The sequence below is a fragment of the Streptomyces sp. NPDC021622 genome, from assembly GCF_040640795.1.
GTDB lineage: Bacteria > Actinomycetota > Actinomycetes > Streptomycetales > Streptomycetaceae > Streptomyces.
Map to the genome: position 1 here is coordinate 314,961 of NZ_JBFACK010000008.1, position 17,506 is coordinate 332,466.

14 protein-coding genes and 1 pseudogene are annotated in these 17,506 nt (G+C 70.5%); 7 read left to right on the forward strand and 8 right to left on the reverse strand.

What is annotated here, in order from left to right; genetic code table 11:
• Positions 1-48: 48 nt before the first annotated feature.
• Positions 49-576: a CGNR zinc finger domain-containing protein gene (locus tag AB0G47_RS18745; RefSeq protein ID WP_360770738.1), complete on the reverse strand. Its 528-nt coding sequence runs from the start codon at positions 574-576 to the stop codon at positions 49-51.
• Between the two features lie 94 nt (positions 577-670).
• On the opposite strand from AB0G47_RS18745, the gene AB0G47_RS18750 reads away from it, so the two are divergent.
• Positions 671-1,039 (forward strand): VOC family protein, encoded by a 369-nt coding sequence (locus AB0G47_RS18750; protein ID WP_360770741.1) that lies wholly within the window; start codon positions 671-673, stop codon positions 1,037-1,039.
• Between the two features lie 20 nt (positions 1,040-1,059).
• A pseudogene (locus AB0G47_RS18755) lies at positions 1,060-1,443 on the forward strand (VOC family protein); the annotation flags it as partial.
• Between the two features lie 28 nt (positions 1,444-1,471).
• Here the strand turns inward: AB0G47_RS18755 and AB0G47_RS18760 are convergent.
• On the reverse strand, positions 1,472-2,701 hold the full coding sequence (locus tag AB0G47_RS18760) for a membrane dipeptidase (RefSeq protein ID WP_360770743.1): 1,230 nt from the start codon (positions 2,699-2,701) through the stop codon (positions 1,472-1,474).
• Between the two features lie 163 nt (positions 2,702-2,864).
• Positions 2,865-4,205: an LCP family protein gene (locus AB0G47_RS18765; RefSeq protein WP_360770746.1), complete on the reverse strand. Its 1,341-nt coding sequence runs from the start codon at positions 4,203-4,205 to the stop codon at positions 2,865-2,867.
• A gap of 129 nt (positions 4,206-4,334) precedes the next feature.
• Here AB0G47_RS18765 and AB0G47_RS18770 point away from each other — a divergent pair, with 129 nt between their 5' ends.
• A complete protein-coding gene (locus AB0G47_RS18770; RefSeq protein ID WP_266866227.1) occupies positions 4,335-4,883 on the forward strand; it encodes an acyl-CoA thioesterase in 549 nt (182 codons plus the stop codon).
• A gap of 59 nt (positions 4,884-4,942) precedes the next feature.
• Here AB0G47_RS18770 and AB0G47_RS18775 read toward each other — a convergent pair whose 3' ends face one another.
• Positions 4,943-6,427, reverse strand: coding sequence for an LCP family protein (locus tag AB0G47_RS18775; protein ID WP_360770749.1), 1,485 nt, complete (start codon positions 6,425-6,427; stop codon positions 4,943-4,945).
• Between the two features lie 122 nt (positions 6,428-6,549).
• Here AB0G47_RS18775 and AB0G47_RS18780 point away from each other — a divergent pair, with 122 nt between their 5' ends.
• Entirely contained in the window at positions 6,550-7,590 is a 1,041-nt protein-coding gene (locus AB0G47_RS18780; RefSeq protein ID WP_360770752.1) for a glycosyltransferase family 2 protein, read from the forward strand.
• Between the two features lie 30 nt (positions 7,591-7,620).
• Here the strand turns inward: AB0G47_RS18780 and AB0G47_RS18785 are convergent, their stop codons facing one another.
• The 4 genes from AB0G47_RS18785 to AB0G47_RS18800 all read right to left on the reverse strand — a co-directional run bounded on the left by AB0G47_RS18785 (position 7,621) and on the right by AB0G47_RS18800 (position 13,497).
• The gene (locus AB0G47_RS18785) at positions 7,621-9,273 is read right to left on the reverse strand and encodes an LCP family protein (RefSeq protein ID WP_360770755.1); all 1,653 of its coding nucleotides are present in this window, start codon (positions 9,271-9,273) and stop codon (positions 7,621-7,623) included.
• 75 nt (positions 9,274-9,348) lie between these two features.
• Positions 9,349-11,088: an LCP family protein gene (locus AB0G47_RS18790; protein WP_360770757.1), complete on the reverse strand. Its 1,740-nt coding sequence runs from the start codon at positions 11,086-11,088 to the stop codon at positions 9,349-9,351.
• A gap of 225 nt (positions 11,089-11,313) precedes the next feature.
• Complete coding sequence (locus AB0G47_RS18795; protein WP_360770760.1) at positions 11,314-12,579, reverse strand: LCP family protein; 1,266 nt, start codon at positions 12,577-12,579, stop codon at positions 11,314-11,316.
• Positions 12,580-12,735: 156 nt separating this feature from the next.
• Positions 12,736-13,497: a TIGR03089 family protein gene (locus tag AB0G47_RS18800; protein ID WP_360770762.1), complete on the reverse strand. Its 762-nt coding sequence runs from the start codon at positions 13,495-13,497 to the stop codon at positions 12,736-12,738.
• Positions 13,498-13,635: 138 nt separating this feature from the next.
• Between AB0G47_RS18800 and AB0G47_RS18805 the strand changes: the two genes are divergently transcribed.
• From AB0G47_RS18805 to AB0G47_RS18815, 3 genes are all read left to right on the forward strand, one after another.
• Complete coding sequence (locus AB0G47_RS18805; RefSeq protein WP_360770765.1) at positions 13,636-15,081, forward strand: peptidoglycan recognition protein; 1,446 nt, start codon at positions 13,636-13,638, stop codon at positions 15,079-15,081.
• A 143-nt stretch (positions 15,082-15,224) separates the two neighbouring features.
• A complete protein-coding gene (locus AB0G47_RS18810; protein WP_360770767.1) occupies positions 15,225-16,307 on the forward strand; it encodes an NDP-sugar synthase in 1,083 nt (360 codons plus the stop codon).
• 189 nt (positions 16,308-16,496) lie between these two features.
• Positions 16,497-17,501 carry a DNA-3-methyladenine glycosylase 2 family protein gene (locus tag AB0G47_RS18815; RefSeq protein ID WP_360770770.1) on the forward strand — a complete coding sequence of 335 codons (1,005 nt, stop codon included), beginning with the start codon at positions 16,497-16,499 and terminating at the stop codon, positions 17,499-17,501.
• Positions 17,502-17,506: the final 5 nt, after the last annotated feature.

Sequence of the window (17,506 nt, forward strand, 5' to 3'; positions counted from 1 at the left end):
CGGCGATTGAGGACGAACTCGGCGAAGCCGGTGATTTGCCGAGCCACGCTACCCCGCACCCCCAGGCGGAGCCTTCCGCGCCCGATAAGCCCGCATCTTCGCCCGAGCCCCGCACACCCCCATGTCACACCACCGGCTCCGCCCGGCCGGGCTTCGGTCGTAGTACGCCCAGTGGCAGTCCGACGCCTCGCAGGCCTTGAGGCGGCCCCACGTCCCGGCGGCGACCGCCTCCGCGATGGCCGCCGCCACGCGGGAGGCGAGGGCGGCGGGCTCCGCGGGGGTCAGTGACGCCGAGCCGTCGGCATCCGAGACCGTCACCAACAGCGGTGCCCCCGCGAGGAGTTGGGAGAGCGGCCGCACGGACGCATGCGGTCCGTGCCCCGCATGGGCCAGGCACGCCACCCGCAGGGACTCCCGCAGCTCCCGCGCCGCCACCGTCTCCGCCCCCGCGGCGAGCCCGAAGGGGGCCCGCCCCTCCGCCGTGTCCAGCGCGTCCGCGCCCGACTCCAGATCCAGTGTGTTCACCAGCGCCTGGACCAGCGTGAGACCGCCGGGAGCGGGTGCTCTGTCATTCATGCTTGCGACGTTACCTCCATTGCGGGAGTATGGAGTAACCGTTACCTGATGAGAGCCTTTAAGGGTAACCCAGCACTCGAACCGGGAGAGACTCATGCCACTCGCCAAACTCGGCGTCGTCGTACTCGACTGTCCCGACCCCCTCGCCCTCGCCGGCTTCTACGCCGCCATCCTCGGCGGCACCCCCAAGGACGACGGCGACGGCTGGGTCGACCTCGAAGGCCACGACGGGACGCCCCTCGCCTTCCAGGCGGCGCCCGGCCACGTCCCGCCGCAGTGGCCGTCGGCCGACCGCTCGCAGCAGTTCCATCTGGACCTCACCGTGGAAGCCGCGGAGATGGACGCGGTCGAGCGCGAGGTCCTCGCGCTCGGTGCCACCGCGCTGGAGGCGTCGGACCGCAGCCGCAGCTTCCGGGTGTACGCGGACCCTGCCGGGCACCCCTTCTGCCTCTGCGCCTGCTGAGAGAGCGAGGGGACGCAACGATGGCTCCCATCGCCCGCATGCGCAGCGTCGTGCTCGACTGCCCTGACCCCGGCCGACTCGCCGAGTTCTACGGCCACTTGCTCGGCGGGGCCATCACCCACGACGACGCGGACTGGGTCACCCTCCGCGCCCCCGACGGTCTGCGCCTCTGCTTCCAGCGGGTGGCCGGTCACCGCCCGCCGGACTGGCCCCGCGCCGACGCCGACTCGCAGCAGATCCACCTGGACTTCGACGCGGGGCCGACCGTCCAGGACATCGAGCGCGCCCAGGAGCGCGTACTGGCCATCGGCGCGAAGCCGCTCGACCTGGACGACGGCGGCGGCGAGCGCGACTTCCGTGTCTACGCCGATCCGGCAGGGCATCCCTTCTGCCTCTGCCGGATCGGCCATGACGATGACGAGAGCGAGAGCGTCAGCCGGCGGCCGCCTGGCGGCGCTGCCGCTCCCGCGTCGCCCGCGCGGTGAAGTCCGCGCCGCGCAGCGCCCGTTGGACGTTGCCCCAGGTCAGCATCGCGAGCTCCGCATCCGGCCAGCCGCGCTCGATGAGCTCGGCGACGAGATGCGGATAGCGCGAGACGTCGGCCAGACCCTCGGGGTGCGCGGCCGGGGTGTCGTACATGCCCGAGAGGCCGACGCACTCCGGGCCCGCGAGACGGCGTACGTGATCGAGGTGGTCCGCGACCTCTTGGATCGAGGAACCCGTCTGCTCGGCCGCGAGCGGCACCAGGCACAGGGCCTTGGCCTTGCCGAGCGCGGTCAGCAGACCGTCGGAGAGGTTCCCGGGGGCCTCGCGCAGGGCCAGGGCCCCGGAACGTACGAAGAGCGCCGGGGCTCGCGAGAGGGTGAGCACCCGGTGCGCCGTGGCCTCGGACGCGCCGGAGAGTTCGGGGAGCACTCCGAGCCGGTTCAGCTCGCGGACGACCTCATCGCCGAACGGGCTCAGGCCGTCGGGCCCCGCCCATGACGTGCCGGACAGTGTCAGCGAGCACAGACCGAGGTCTTTCAGGGCCCGCAGCGTGGCCAGTGAGTCGCCGATCGCCGCGCCGCGCGCCGGGCCGATCAGGGTGGCGATGCGGCCGCAGTGGCGGGCGTCGACCGCCTCGGACGCGGAGCGGGCGAGCCGCAGTCCTTCGGGGTGGTCGCCGACGACGTGCTTGATGAAGTCGAGCTGTTCGAGGGTCACGCTCAGGGCGCGGTCACCGCTGAGGTTCTCCGGGACGTGCACGGACCAGAACTGCGCCCCGACACCGCCCGCCCGCAGCCGGGGAACATCGGCCTCCACCCCGCTTTCGCCGAGCTCCAGGTCGCACCAGGGCAGTTCGCGCAGCGCCCAGGGCAGTCCGCTGTAGCCGTCGGCGACGGGGTGGGCGGCGAGCAGCGCGTGGGCACGCCGGAGCGGGTCCGGCAGGGGGTCGGGGTCCCACGCGGGCTCGGCATCCGGCTCTGACGCGGGCTCGGCTTCCGGCTCTGACGTGGGCTCGGCTTCCGGTTCTGACGCGGACTCGGCTTCGGGCTCGGATATGGCCGGTTGGGCGGGCTCCGGGAAGGGCTCCGGGAAGGGCTCCGCAGAGCGCTCCGTGGAGGGCTCATCCAGCACTCCGGCCTCGGCGGTGGTGTTGAGTTCGACCTGCAGGTCTGCCATGGCATGCTCCGGACTTCAGGGTGGCAGTTGATTCCACCGTGACACGCGGGAGCCGGGGCTTCGCGGCAGGCGAAGCGTTCGGGGTACAAGCAGGTCCGCCGGTACGCGAAGGGGCCCCGCCGATGCACCGGCGGGGCCCCTTCCAACGTACGCGTGAGGCGGCTCAGTCGCCCGAGACCGTCACCTTCTCGTCGTTGTTCAGCTCCGAGACCATCTGCTTGACCTTGGCCTTGTCCCACAGGAGGTTGCCGCCGGTGGAGCCCGCGAGCGGCATGTTCATCGACTTGCCTTCGCCGCCCGTGACGCCCTTCATCGCCCAGAACATGGACGCCACGTCGAACAGGCCCATGTCCTTGTCGACGACCAGCGTGTCCAGGCCCGCGCCCATCGTGGGGTAGAGCTTGAACGGGTTCATGACCGTGCCCGGCGTCGCCGCCTGGTTGGCGAGGGCCGCGAGGAACTTCTGCTGGTTCTTCGTACGGTCCAGGTCGCTGCCCGGCAGGGCGTAACGGGTACGGACGAAGGCGAGGGCCTGCTGGCCGTCGAGGGTCTGCTTGCCGGCCTCGAAGTCGGCGCCGGACTTCTCGTCCTTGAAGCCCTTGGGGATGTCCATCTCGACGCCGCCGACCGCGTCCACGATCTTGGCGAAGCCGCCGAAGCCGATCTCGGCGTAGTGGTCGATCCGCAGGCCGGTGTTGAACTCGACGGTGCGGACGAGGAGTTCGGGCCCGTCCTCCGCGTACGCCGCGTTGAGCTTCGTCTGGCGGCCGGTGTTCGGGTAGAGCCTGCCGGTCTCGGCGCCCTTGAAGGAGGGGATCGTCACGTTCGAGTCGCGGGGCAGCGAGATCATCGTGTTCCCGCCGTCGTCCGCGACGTGCAGGATCATCATCGAGTCCGTGCGCTTGCCCTTGGCCGAGCCGGTGTGGAGCTTCTTCTTGTCCTCGTCGGACATGCCCTCACGGCTGTCGGAGCCCACGATCAGGTAGTTCGTGCCGTCGCCGCCCTCGGGGCGCTCGATGACCTTGGAGAGGTCGACCTCGCGCTTGAGCTTGGAGTCGGCCCAGAAGTACGTGCCGATGGAGACCGCGAGCAGGACGACGACGAGGGTGAGCGAGCCGATCTTGATGCGCCGGCGCCAGTTCGGGGCGGGGCGGGGGGCGCGGGTGCCGTAACCGTCGTCGCCGCCCTGGCCGCCGCCGTGGCCGTTGCCGTTCGGGGAGCCGTAGACCTGGCCGGTGTTGTAGCCGCTGTCGTACCCGTCGTCGTAGGAGTCCCGGCGGGGCGTGCGGGGCTCGAACATGTCGTCGCGGGCGTCGCCGTACCGCTGGCCGTACCCGTCGTCGTACGCGGGCTGCTGCGGGACCCCTCCGGGCTGCTGGCCCGGGCGGCCCGTGCCGCCGCCGCGCTGGACATGCCGCATCACGCGGGCGCCGTCGGGCTGCGCGTTCCCGCTGCCACGGCCGTATCCCCGGCCGTTGCCCTGCTCGTCAGGCCAATCGCTCATGTGGCTCAGTGTGCCGTCTCCGGGGGCGCGCCATACAGGGCGGGCGGGATTTCGGTTCAGGGCTGTTGCAGAGCTGATGCAAAGCGGCTCGGGGAGTCCGGGACATACGTCAGACATAGGGTGGAGCCCATGACAGACCTCGCCCCTGGACCGGAATCGGAGATTCCGGGCAAGCCGACCTCGGCGTCCCGCACGACACTCAGCCACATCATGACCCACAACGACACCAACCTCCTCGGAACGGTGCACGGCGGCGTGATCATGAAATTGGTGGACGACGCGGCGGGGGCGGTCGCCGGTCGGCACTCGGGCGGGCCCGCCGTCACCGCTTCCATGGACGAGATGGTCTTCCTGGAGCCGGTGCGGGTCGGTGACCTGGTTCATGTGAAGGCGCAGGTGAACTGGACCGGGCGGTCGTCCATGGAGGTGGGCGTCCGGGTGCTCGCCGAGCGGTGGAACGAGTCGACGCCTGCGCAGCAGGTCGGCTCCGCGTATCTCGTCTTCGCCGCCGTCGACGCGGACGGCAAGCCCCGGACGGTGCCGCCCGTCCTGCCGGAGACCGAGCGCGACCGGCGGCGCTACCAGGAGGCGCAGATCCGGCGTACGCACCGCCTCGCGCGGCGCCGGGCGATCAAGGACCTGCGGCAGTCCCGCGCCGCGGAGGGTCTCGACGACTGAGCGGGGGCCGAAGACGAGCGGGGAACGAAGCCGTACTTACGGGCACACCACCTGGTTCCTTACGGGCACACCACCTGGTCGCCCGTGACCGCGCCGAACTCCCCCTGATAGGCGTCCTCCGCCCGTACCGGCCTGATCTTCTTGAAGTCCTGGCCCGCGAGCACCTTCAGGGTCGCGCCCTGCCCCTTGACCGCGCGCAGCCGGCAGCCCGGCAGCGCCGCCGCGAGGGACTTCGCCGAGCGGTCCCAGCGCGGGTCGTATGCGACGACCGTGCGCGCGAGGGGCTTGCCCGGCGCATTGCCCGGCACCCGCGTCGTACGGAAGCCGGTGGACCGCAGTGCGCTGTCGACCCGCCTGCCCAGGCCCGGCCTGCCGGTGGCGTTGTCGACCTGCACCCGGATCTGCTGCGGCGACACTCCGACCACGGCGGCCTTGCGCCGGGGGTTGTGCGCGGCGAGCGGGCGGTCCTCGCGCAGCGCCTTGAAGAGCTTCCCGGACCGGCGCGGGTCCCACTTCAGCGTGGAGCCGATGCCGGGCACGTTCACGCCCTTGCTGCGCAGCGGCACGGTGGTGAACTCCGACGAGGACGGTGAGAAGCCGCGCATCGCCCGGCCCAGGGCCAGCATCTCGTTCGTGCCGAAGCCCTTGTCCGCCCGGACCGAGCCGAGCAGCGTCCTGCTCACGTCGCGGAACTTGAGCGGATTGAGCAGCACCCCGCTGCTGGTCGCCTTGGCGATCAGCGCGGCGAGGAACCGCTGCTGGCGCTGCATCCTGCCGAGGTCGGACGAACCGTCGACGTGCCGGGTGCGGACGTACTGCAGGGCCTGGCCGCCGTTCAGCTTGTGCGTGCCCACGGCCAGATTCAGTCCGGTGTACGAGTCCTTCAGCGGGCGCGCCGTGCAGATCTCCACGCCGCCGAGCACGTCCACGGTCTTCATGAAGCTGGTGAAGTCGACCTCCATGTAGTGGTCGATCTTGACCTTCGTCATCTTCTCGACGGTGCGCACGGTGAGGTTGGGGCCGCCCTCCGCGTACGCCGCGTTCATCTTGACCGGGTGGGCCTTGTGGCGGTCGCCCGAGTTCTGGTCGGTGTGCGGCGGCATCAGCGCGTAGCTGTCGCGGGGCAGGCTCACGACGCTTGCGCGGTCCCGGTCCTCTGAGATGTGCACGATCATGATCGTGTCCGTGCAGTGGCAGGGCGCGCCGCCGAGGCGGTACTTCTTCTTCTCCGCCTTGGTGATCTTGTCCCGGCCGTCGGTGCCGACAAGGAGCACGTTCATGCCGTTGCCCCCCTGCGGCCGGTTCTTCATGTCCTTGAAGGCGTCCACCCGGTCGATCCCGGTGTCGAGACTGGACACCACCCCGTGCCCGATCCCCGCCGCCGTGAGCACCGTCACGGAGAACGCCGTCGCCACCCGCATGGCCCAGCGGGGCCGCTTCCTCCGCACGGCCGAGCGGGGCGTCTGCTTCCGGGGTGCGGCCTGGCGCGGGGGGCGCGGTCCGCGCGAGGAGGGGCTTGGGGAGCGGCGGGGCGGTGTGGGCACGAGGGGGACACCTCCGCTGACGGGCCGGGGGACGCCAGAACCGTAGGCCCATACGATCTGCGGCCCGGGTAGTGACCCGGCGGCGCGCGCCGGTGTCCCCCATTCGCGGTAACGTGGCGCCGATGAACGCGACGCCCGACGTGCAGCTTCCTGCCGTATCCGTGATCATGCCGGTGCTCAACGAGGAACGGCATCTGCGTGCTGCCGTGACCGCGATCCTTGAGCAGGACTACGACGGGGAGATGGAGGTCGTCGTCGCGCTCGGCCCCTCCACCGACCGTACGGACGAGATCGCCGCCGAACTGGTCGCCGAGACGGCCGGTCACCGCGCGAGGGTCCAGACGGTGCCGAATCCCACCGGGCGCACGCCGGCGGCCCTGAACGCCGCCATCAAGGCATCGAGTCACCCGATCGTGGTGCGCGTCGACGGCCACGGCATCCTCTCGCCCGGCTACATCGCGACGGCCGTCCGCCTCCTCGAGGAGACCGGCGCGCAGAACGTCGGCGGCATCATGCACGCCGAGGGCGAGAACGACTGGGAGCACGCGGTCGCCGCCGCCATGACCTCGAAGATCGGCGTGGGCAACGCAGCCTTCCACACCGGTGGCGAGGCCCAGAAGGCCGAAACGGTGTATCTGGGTGTCTTCCGGCGCGAGGCCCTGGAGCAACAGGGCGGCTACAACGAAGAGTTCATCCGCGCCCAGGACTGGGAGCTGAACTTCCGGATCCGGGAGGCCGGCGGGCTCATCTGGTTCTCGCCCGAGCTGAAGGTGCAGTACCGCCCGCGGCCTTCCGTGCGCGCCCTGGCCAAGCAGTACAAGGACTACGGCCGTTGGCGGCACGTGGTCGCCCGCTACCACGAAGGCTCCATCAACCTGCGTTACCTCGCGCCGCCGACCGCCGTGTGCGCGATCGCGGCGGGCGTCGTCGTCGGCGCGGTGCTCACGCCGTGGGGCTTTGTGATCCCCGGCGGATATCTCGCGGCGATCGCCGCGGGCTCGCTGCCCGCGGGCAAGGGCCTTCCGCTGAAGGCGCGCCTTCAGATCCCGGTGGCGCTCGCGACGATGCACATGTCGTGGGGCTGGGGCTTCCTCACCAGCCCGCGCTCGCTCGCCAAGAAGGTCATCGCGTCCCGGCGTCCGGCCGTCCTCACCGAAGCGTGAGAACAGCCGGACGGGTCATCGGGGCCGGGCTCACTTCCAGGTGAAGTCCGGGTCGACGTGCATGCACGCCTTCTTGTCCGAGCCGTTGAGCGCGTCGGCCGAATCCGGCGTCTTGTCGTCCTTCTTCCCGGCCGACTTGGGGTAGGTGTTCCCCTCCCGCCAGTCGGCGCCCACGACGAGCACGACACCGGAGACGTCCGTCGACTTCTCCACCGAACTCAGCGGCAGGCCAAGGGACTTGGCGACCCGCTGGGCGTCGCCCTCCAGCTCGGCGCTGGGATACCTGATGACGGTCTCCTCCTCCGCGAGAACCGTCGTCGTGTCGGCCGTCGCCTTGGTGAAGCCCTTGCCGGTGAGCAGCTGAGTCACCGTCGACGCGCGCCCGCTGACCGGCGGCTCGGTGTCGCTGCGGGTGCCGTTCTGCACCTGTACGGCGATCTGGTCGTCCGGCGCCGCCGGATCGTCCGAGAGCTTCTCCTTGGCGGGCTTCTTCTTGCCCTTGCCGTCCAGTGAGACGTCGTCGCGCACGAGCCGGAAGAGCTGCTCGGCGTCGCCCGGCTTGGGGACGACGCGCGCACCGACGTACTCGAACGGCATCGTCGTCATCGTGGTCCGCTCCGGCGAGACCTTCTTGAGCTCGTTGCTGAGGTCGTAGAGCCTCTTGACGCTGCCAAGGCCCTCGTCGACCTTGAGCGCGCTGGTGGCCGTCTCGGCGAGCTTGCGCAGCTTGTTGGGGCTGCTCAGATTGGCGTTGTCGCGCAGCTCGCGCACGAGCGAATTCATGTACATGTGCTGGGCCTTGGCGCGGCTGATGTCGGTGCCGCCGTCGAAGCCGTAGCGGGTGCGCAGCCACTGCAGGGCCTGCTCACCCTTGATGTACGTGGTGCCCTCCTCCAGCTTCAGACCGGAGCCGTGGCCCTCGTTGTCGCGCGAGTAGATGTTGGCGTCCACACAGACCGGTACGCCGCCGATGGCGTCGGCCATGGAGACGACTCCCGAGAAGTCGACCTCCATGAAGTGGTTGATGTGGATGTTGGTGAGCTTCTCCCAGGTGGCGACCGTGCAGCCGGGGCCGCCGCGGCCGAGCGTCTGGTTCGTCATCGTGCGCTGCGTCGACGCCTCGTACACCTTGCCGTCGTCCGGGTCGGTGCACTTGGGGATGTCGACGAGGGTGTCGCGCGGCATGCTGATGACCGACATGTTGGTGCGGTCGGCGGAGAGATGCAGCAGCATCTGTACGTCGGCGAGCGGCGTGCCCCCGAAGGTCTCCTTGGCGCCGCCGAGCTTCTGGTTCTCCTTGGAGTCCCGCGCGTCCGAGCCGATGAGCAGGATGTTCAGCGGGGTCTGGCCCGCCGCGTTCGGCGTGGGCTCGGGGGCCCGGTGGTCGCCGAGGTTCAGGTCGTCGGTCTCGAGGTTGTTGTTCAGGTGCTGGTAATAGAGATATCCGGCACCGGCCGTGCCGAGTATCAGTACCGAGAGGACCGTTGCCGACCAGCGCAGTATCCGCCGTCTGCGGCGCGGCGGTTCACCGGCACTTCCACCGCCGCCCCCACGGCGGTGCTTGTGCCGGTCTGCGCCGTCCGGGGGCTCATCGCCCTCGTGCTGGCTTTCGTCCCAGCCGTGATCACTGGCGTGCGGGGCGCGTTGTCGCGCCCCCTCCCCACGCACGCTGCTTCTCGCCATCGCCTGCCCCTCCCCACCTAGCCCCCCAAGTACGGCCGTCCCGCGTCGTGTTAGACGCAGAACGGCCGCTTCAGGTCACTTGGCACACACGGTTTTGTCGGCTTCGACCTTCTGGATGCCCTCCGGCGCCTTCGACGGCCTACTGATGGGAACCCCGGCGCCCTTGAAGTCGCCGCCGAGCGTCAGCTTGATCGCCGGGAGTCCCTGCGCGTTCTTCTCGCTCTTGCCGGGCTTCATCGCGGAGCCGGGCAGGCCCATGATGTCGGCGAGCCTCCTGGCCTGGTCGGCCTGGTCGGGCGCGTACTCGAGCGTCGTCTTCTTCATGTCCGACGGCGCGTTGCCGAGCTGGGTGGATTTGAGCACGCCCTCACTGTTCTGCAGCCACTCGAGAGTTGTCTGAGCGGCGCCGGCCTTGCCACTGCCGTTGTAGATGTTGACCCGCACTTCGGAGGGGTCCGCCTTGCTGCCCTTGAGGCGGGCGGCGATCGCGGCCTTCTCCTTCTTCTCCTGCTTCTTCACCTCGGTCAGCGACTCGTCGGCGCGCATCATGGAGAACAGCGGGTCGGCCTTGGCCTCGTTCACGACGACCGTCGCCTTGACCTTCTCCGTCGGGTTGTCGATCACGGGCACGGTCGCGAAGCTCAGGTTCTTCATGTCGAGCTTGCCCAACTCCATGCCCAGATCGCGGAGTTTCATTATGTCCGCGATGGTGGAGTCGACCGTGAGCGCCTTCGTGCCCGCCTCGGCGAGACTTATCATCTTCTTCGGGTTGGTGAGCGTGTCGTTCGACTTGAGCTTGCGCATCAGCGAGCTGAGGAACTGCTGCTGCAGTTCGATCCGGCTCAAGTCGCCGCCCGTGCCCACCGAATGCCGCGTACGGACGAAGGCGAGCGCGTCCTCACCCTCGATGGTGTGCTTGCCCTTGGACAGCTTCAGATGCGAGTCCGGGTCGTCGATGTCCTTGGCGAGACAGACGTCGACGCCGCCGACCGCGCTGGAGAGCGTCTTGACCGCGTTGAAGTCGGCCACCATCAAGTGGTCGATCTTTATCCCGGTGATCTCGGTGACCGTGCGCATCGTGCAGCTGGGCGTGCGCTCGCTCTGGCCGAGGCTCTCGTTGAAGCGGACGTCCTGGCTGCCCGGGATGGTCTTCTTGCTGCCGTCCTCCATCGTGGTCGGGCAGTCCGGAATGTCCGTGATCATGTCGCGCGGGATGCTCAACGCGGTCGCGTTGGTGCGGTCCTTGGAGACGTGCAACAGGATGGTCGTGTCGGCGTGACCGACGCTCTCCTTGTCGCCGTACTTGGTGTTGCCCTTGCCGGTGCGCTTGTCCGTGCCCATCACCAGGATGTTGATGGCCCGGTCCTTGCTGAAGCCGCCGGTTCCCGCGCCGTCGTCGGGGATCGAGGTGATGTTGTCGTTCAGGTGCTGGTACCAGAGGTACGCGCCCGCGCAGCCCGAGACCAGGACGAAGGCGAGCACGCCGCCGGTCCAGGTCAGGGCCTTCTTGCCCTTGGACTTCTTCGGCTTCTGCTTGCGCCGGCCGCCCGCGGACTCCGGCTGCGGAGCCCGCCGTCTGCGCTGGCCCGGCAGCTGGTGCTGCTCGTGCTGCTCGTCACGGCGCTCGTCGCGTCGGCCACCGCGGCCGCGCGCTCCCGGGCGGGCCGCCGACCGTGAAGGTCTGCGCGGTCCTGGCACCGCCGACTGCCCTGCGGAAGGGCTCAGTCGCAGTTCGTAATCGCCAGTGTTCGGGTTGAGTACCCACTGGTCTGCGGGGTCGATGTTCTCCGCCCGCCCACGGCCTTGCGCGTCCACGGTTGTTTGCGTCCTCCGTCGGGGCCACGCGGCGCCTTTCCCCCCTCAGAAGGCGCTCGGTCAGTCGTCCAGCGGTGCGCGGCCACAAGGGGCCCGGCGCACCGGATCGCTCACACTATCCGCCCAGTTCAGCGCTGAACGACGTCGGTGACAAATTCCACTCCCCTACAACTGGGCAATCCGCCCCATTTCTTGATGCGGGGCGTCTTGCGTTTGAGGATGCCTTTACTTACAGGCCGTTCCGGCGGCCGTGTTGCCCCGGAATGTGGGTGCGGGACTCGGCCTATGCGGAGGGTCGTCCGGCTTCTCGTCGCTCTCGTCGTCCGACGAGTCCTCGGCATCCTCGCGCACCGTCTGTGCCGCCTTCTTGCGCGACACCTGAAGGGGTGCGTCGGTGCGCAGGCGCGTGAAGAGTTCGTCCGCCTCGGGCTCGACGAGTTCGTCGCGATTGGCGTCGTAGGCATACGAGCGCCGGGGCACCGTGAGGAACTGCACCCGTTCTGTGGGGATGTTGCGCATGCCGCGCACCAGTTCGTACAAACCGCGCAAATTCGCAAGTCCCGGGTCCGTCGTCAGCGCGGAGGTCGCCGCGTCGAGAACCGGATACAACTTGGCGGGATTGAGCAGGACGTCATTGCTCCGCACCTTGTTGACGAGCGCCGCGAGGAACTGCTGCTGACGGTCCATCCGGTCGGTGTCGCTGCCGTTGCCGATGCTCTTGCGGGCCCGCACATAGCCCAGCGCCTGCTCGCCGTTGAGGGTCTGCCGGCCCGCGGCCAGCTTCACCTTGGCGTCCTTGTCCCTGATCGGGGTCTTGAGGCAGACCTCCACGCCGTCGACCGCTTCGACCATGTCCTTGAATCCGGCGAAATCAATCACTATGTGATGGTCGATCCGGATCCTGGTCAGCTTCTCGATCGTACGGATCGTGCAGGCCGTGCCGCCGAACTCGTACGCCCAGTTGAACTGCGCGAACTGGGCCCGCGTCCGGGACCCGTCGGGGCGGCGGCATCTGGGGATGTCCACCATCACGTCGCGCGGGATCGACACCGCCGTCGCGCTCTGCCGGTCGGCCGCCAGGTGCAGCAGGATCGTGGTGTCCGAGCGCTGGGTGCCCGGATCGCGGCCGTACTTCTTGTTGCCGCGGCCCGACCGGGTGTCGGAGCCGATGAGCAGGATGTTCTGCGCGTCGTGCACCAGCGGGGTCGGGCGCTCCTTCTCGTAGCGCGCGAGCTCGGCGGCGGCGTCGGTGTCCTTGGTGATGTTGCCGTCGAGCTTGGTGTAGACCGCCCAGCCGGCGCCTGCCGTGCCGAGCACGACCGTGGCGGCGCCGATCGCCGCCCAGCGCAGCCACCGCCGCCTGCGCCGGACGACGCCCGCACCCGTGGGGCTTGACCCCGCTCCGGGTGCGTACGTGGCCTTCGGCTCAGGCGGGGCGCCGTCCGGGTCCGGGCGATCCGGTCCGGAGGGCATGCCTGCGGTGTCGGTCACGTGTGCGTCCACCCCTCATGGCGACGTCGGTGCATGGTGCGTTCTTACGACCATGGACCTGCGCGGCGCCCGTGGCCTGCGGGCCAGGGGCCGGGGTGGGCTGAACGGGGGACGGTTAAGGGGCGGTGTCGGGCACCCGTCCGCCGTGGTGTCGGGTCACCCGCCCGTCACGCTGTCGGTCACCCGCTCGTCGTCGGTCCGCTTGGCGAGGCCGCCGTCGGCGAGCTGGTCCAGATGGCGGCAGAGCACCACGGAACCGCCGGCCGCGAGCGGGGCGTACAGACCGCAGCTCAGGCCCTCCCAGGTGTCGTACGACAGACCGGAGAGCAGCCGGGAGCCCGGCGCGAGCCCCCGCGCGTCGGCGTCGGCGCGGGCCCGCTCCACCAGTTCGGCGCCCGTCAGCTCGCCGGCGCCGGAGACCGCGAGGGCGGGCTCGTCCGGGTCCACGGGTGCGTACGGCGCGAAGCGGTCGCCCTGGCTCGGCACCTCGACGGCGTAGTCGGCGAAGCCCGCGGGCGGCTGCGGGAAGCGCCCGCCGAGCGGCCGCAGCGCGAGCGCGACGCGCTCCCCGGAGCAGGCGCGCGCCGCCTCAAGCGAGTCGGGCCCGCTGACGACGAGGTCCGCCTTGGCCGGATCCCCGCCGACGTCCGCGACGACTCCCACGGACGAACAGGCGAGCAGCCAGACGGCCGTCTGCCAGTGCGCGGGAAGCAGCAGCGCGAGCCGGTCGCCGGGCTCGGCGGCGAGATCGCCCTGGAGCAGATTGGCGGTCTTGGCCACCCAATTGGCGAAGGTGGCCACGGACAGTTCGACGCGCTCGCCCGTGGCGTCGTCGTAGAAGGTGATCAGCGGGCGGCCCGGGTCCGCGGCGAGCGCGGATCGCAGCAGGTCGGCAGGGGTGCGGTCGGTGGCGTTCACGCGCGCAAGGGTACGCGGACGCCCGCGCGCCGCCCGGGGCGGCGGGGGAGTACGGGCCACCGGTTCGGCCGAGTCGAGCCGACGGTCCGTCAGTTCCCCGATGGACAGAAGTATCCGGATATGCCAACTATCAGACGTATGCGTGGATTTCTTGCTTCCTCGATCGGCGTCACGTGCGCGGCCGCCCTGGCCCTTCCCCTCACCCTGCCGTCGTCCGGCGCCCGTGCGGCGACCCCGAACGCGGCATCGGTCCCGGCCGTGGAATCGGCCTCGGGCGCGGTCCCCGGCAGCACCCAGTCCCTCCGGCTCACTCCACTCGACTCCGGCCGGGCCCTGCGTGCGGGGCCCTCCCGCGAGCAGGGCCTGCTCCGGCGTGAGGTCCGTCCCTTCTCCCTCGTCGGCGTCATCTGGGACGACCCGGACGCCGAACTGCACGGCAGCGTCCAGGTCCGCACCCGCGGGTCCGGCACCGGCATCTGGTCCTCCTGGCAGGACCTGGAGACCCACAACCACGAGCACGCCGCCGACCCCGACGCCGCCGAGCGCATCTCGGGCAAGGTCCGCGGCTCCACGGCACCGCTGTGGGTCGGCGACTCGGACGGCGTCGAGATCCGGGTACGGGCGGAGCCGGAACGGCCGGGTTCCGAACGGCCGGGTTCCGAACGGCCGGGTTCCGAACGGCCGGGTTCCGAGCAGTCGCAGCACCGGGCAGTGGCCGCCCTGCCCCCGGAGTCCCCGCTCCCCAAGGGCCTGCGCCTCGAACTCGTCGACCCCGGCGCCGAACCGCCCCCGCAGGGCTCCCCGGTCGGCGGCATCGGCACGCCCCTGACCGCCGAGACCGCCGCCGCGTCCGCGGTCAACGCCGACCTCGCCCCGCTCGGCGCGGCCGTCATCCCGGCGCTCGGCAAGGAGGAGACGGAGTCCGACCTGATCGCCGCCCACGGCGGCGCGGAGGAGGCCGCCGGGAAGGTCAGGCCCCACATCGGACCCCGGCCGCGCATCATCACGCGCAAGGGCTGGGGCGCGAACGAGAGGCTCCGCGAGAAGGACTTCGCGTACACGAAATCCGTGAAGGCGGCCTTCGTGCACCACAGCGCGTCGGGCAACAACTACCGCTGCTCACAGGCCGGATCCCTGCTGCGCAGCATCTACCGCTACCACGTCAGGAGCAGCGGCTGGCGTGACTTCGGCTACAACTTCGCCGTCGACAAGTGCGGAAACATCTACGAAGGACGTGCCGGAGGTGTGGCAAAGCCAGTCCTCGGGGCCCACACTCTCGGTTTCAACACCCACAGCATGGGCATCGCCGTCCTCGGCTCCTTCGGCTCGGCCAACCCGCCGAAGGCCGCCGTGAAGGCCATCGCCCGGCTGACCGCTTGGAAGCTCGGCCTGTACGGCGCGAACCCGCGCGGAACGACATACCTGAAGTCCGGCGGTGGAAATCTGTACAGGAAAGGCACAAAGGTCCGGCTGCGTGTGATCTCCGGGCACCGTGACGGCTTCGCCACGGCATGCCCCGGAATTCGCCTGTACAAGAAGCTGGGCACGGCCCGGTCCACCTCCGCCCGCTACCAGGGCCGTTGAGGCCGGCGCCCACCGCACGACCGGTACCACAGGGCACACCGCACGACCCGTACAGCGCACTGCACGATCTGCAAAGCCATCTGCATACACTGGCCGGCCGCGACTCAAGTTCGGCCGGCCCCAGCAGGAAGCAGAGACGACAGGTGACAGAAGCGATCCTCCTGGTCGGCGGCAAGGGCACCCGGCTGCGTCCGCTCACGGTGCACACTCCCAAGCCGATGGTCCCGGCGGCGGGCGTCCCGTTCCTCACCCACCAGCTGGCGCGGGCCCGCGCGGCGGGCGTGGAGCACATCGTCCTGGCGACCTCCTACCTCGCCGAGGTCTTCGAGCCGTACTTCGGCGACGGCTCGGCCCTCGGCCTCCACATCGAGTACGTCACGGAGACCGAACCCCTCGGCACGGGCGGCGCCATCCGCAATGTGGCGTCCCGCCTCCACTCGGGACCGGACGAACCGGTCCTGATCTTCAACGGCGACATCCTCACGGGCCTGGACATCCGCGCCCTCGTGGCGACCCACGAGGATTCGGGCGCGGACGTCTCCCTCCACCTCACGAAGGTCGACGACCCGCGCGCGTACGGCCTGGTCCCCACGGACCCGACGGGCCGCGTGACGGCCTTCCTGGAGAAGCCCCAGACCCCCGAGGAGATCGTCACCGACCAGATCAACGCGGGCGCGTACGTGTTCCGCCGCTCGGTCATCGACACGATCCCCGAGGGCCGCCCGGTCTCGGTCGAACGCGAGACGTTCCCCGACCTGCTGGCCTCCGGAGCCCACCTCCAGGGCATGGTCGACTCGACGTACTGGCTGGACCTCGGCACCCCGCAGGCCTTCGTGCGCGGCTCGGCGGACCTGGTCCTCGGCCGCGCCCCCTCCCCGGCGGTCCCCGGCCGCTGCGGCGACCGCCTGGTCCTGCCGTCGGCGACGGTGGCCCCCGACGCGAAGCTCACGGGCGGCACGGTCGTCGGCGAGAACGCGGTGATCGGTGAGGGCGCCCGCGTGGACGGCAGCACGGTCCTGTCCGGCGCGGTCATCGAAGCGAACGCGGTCGTCACGGACTCCCTGATCGGCGCGGGCGCGAGGATCGGCGCCCGCTCGGTCCTGGCGGGTGCGGTGATCGGCGACGGCGCGGATGTCGGCGCCGACAACGAGCTCAGGGACGGGGTACGGGTGTGGTGCGGGGCGAGCCTGCCGGCGGGGGCTGTGCGGTTCTCGTCGGATCAGTAGCTGTCTTTCAGCCCGGGCCCGGCGAAGTTCTCAGCCCGTCGAGGGGGTCCCCCCCTGCTCTTTAAGAGCTTGGGGGAGTTTGCGGACGAACTCGGCGAAGCCGGTGATGACGGCGCCCAAGGCCCCCGCGCCAGCGGGTTTTCGGGAAGGGGCGGGGTAGGGGACAAAAAAGCCCCTACCCTCGGACAGATGTCATCCCGTTTCGCCCCGCGTCCCACCCGCACCACCGTGCGCGGCGGCGAAACGGCGATCCCGCAGGGGGTGCCCCGCCAGGCCACGGCGTCCAGGACCCGCACCTGGACCCCGCCCTACCCCCTGGACCTGGGCCTGACCCTGGGCCCGCTCCGAAGAGGCCCATCGGACCCCACGTTCCGTACGACACCGGACGGCTCGGCCTGGCGGGCGAGCCGTACCCCTCAGGGCCCCGGGACACTCCGGGTGGCCCTGCGCACCGGCACGGCGGAGGCGGAGGCATGGGGCCCGGGAGCGGACTGGCTCCTGGACCGGCTCCCGCACCTCCTCGGCGATTCGGACGCCCCGGAGGACTTCACCCCCCGCCACCGCCTGCTCGCGGCAACGGCGCACCGCCGCCCCGGCCTCCGCCTGACCCGTACGGGACTGGTCCTGGAGTCCCTGATCCCGTCGATCCTTGAGCAGAAGGTCACGACGGACGAGGCGTACCGCGCCTGGCGCCTGCTGGTCCGCAAGTACGGCGAACCGGCCCCGGGCCCGACGCCCCCCGAACTCCGCCTGCACGTCATGCCGGACCCGAGGACCTGGACCCTGATCCCGTCCTGGGAGTGGCACAAGGCGGGTGTGGACAACAAGCGCGCGTCGGCGATCCTGCGCGCGGCGCGGGTGGCGGCCCGCCTGGAGGAGGCGGCGGCGATGGAGCCGCTCCAGGCCCAGGCCCGCCTGGAGCTGATCCCGGGCATCGGCCCCTGGACCTCGGCGGAGACCGTCCAGCGCAGCAACGGCGCCCCCGACGCCGTGACGGTCGGCGACCTCCACCTGCCCGGCATCATCGGTTACGCCCTCGCAGGCGACCGCAGAGCGGACGACGAGGCGATGCTGGCCCTCCTGGAGCCGTACGCGGGCCAACGCCACAGGGCGGCCCGCCTGATCCTCCTGAGCGGCAGAACACCACCGCGCAGGGAGCCACGCATGCGGGTCGGCAACATCGCGCCCCTTTAGGGGCG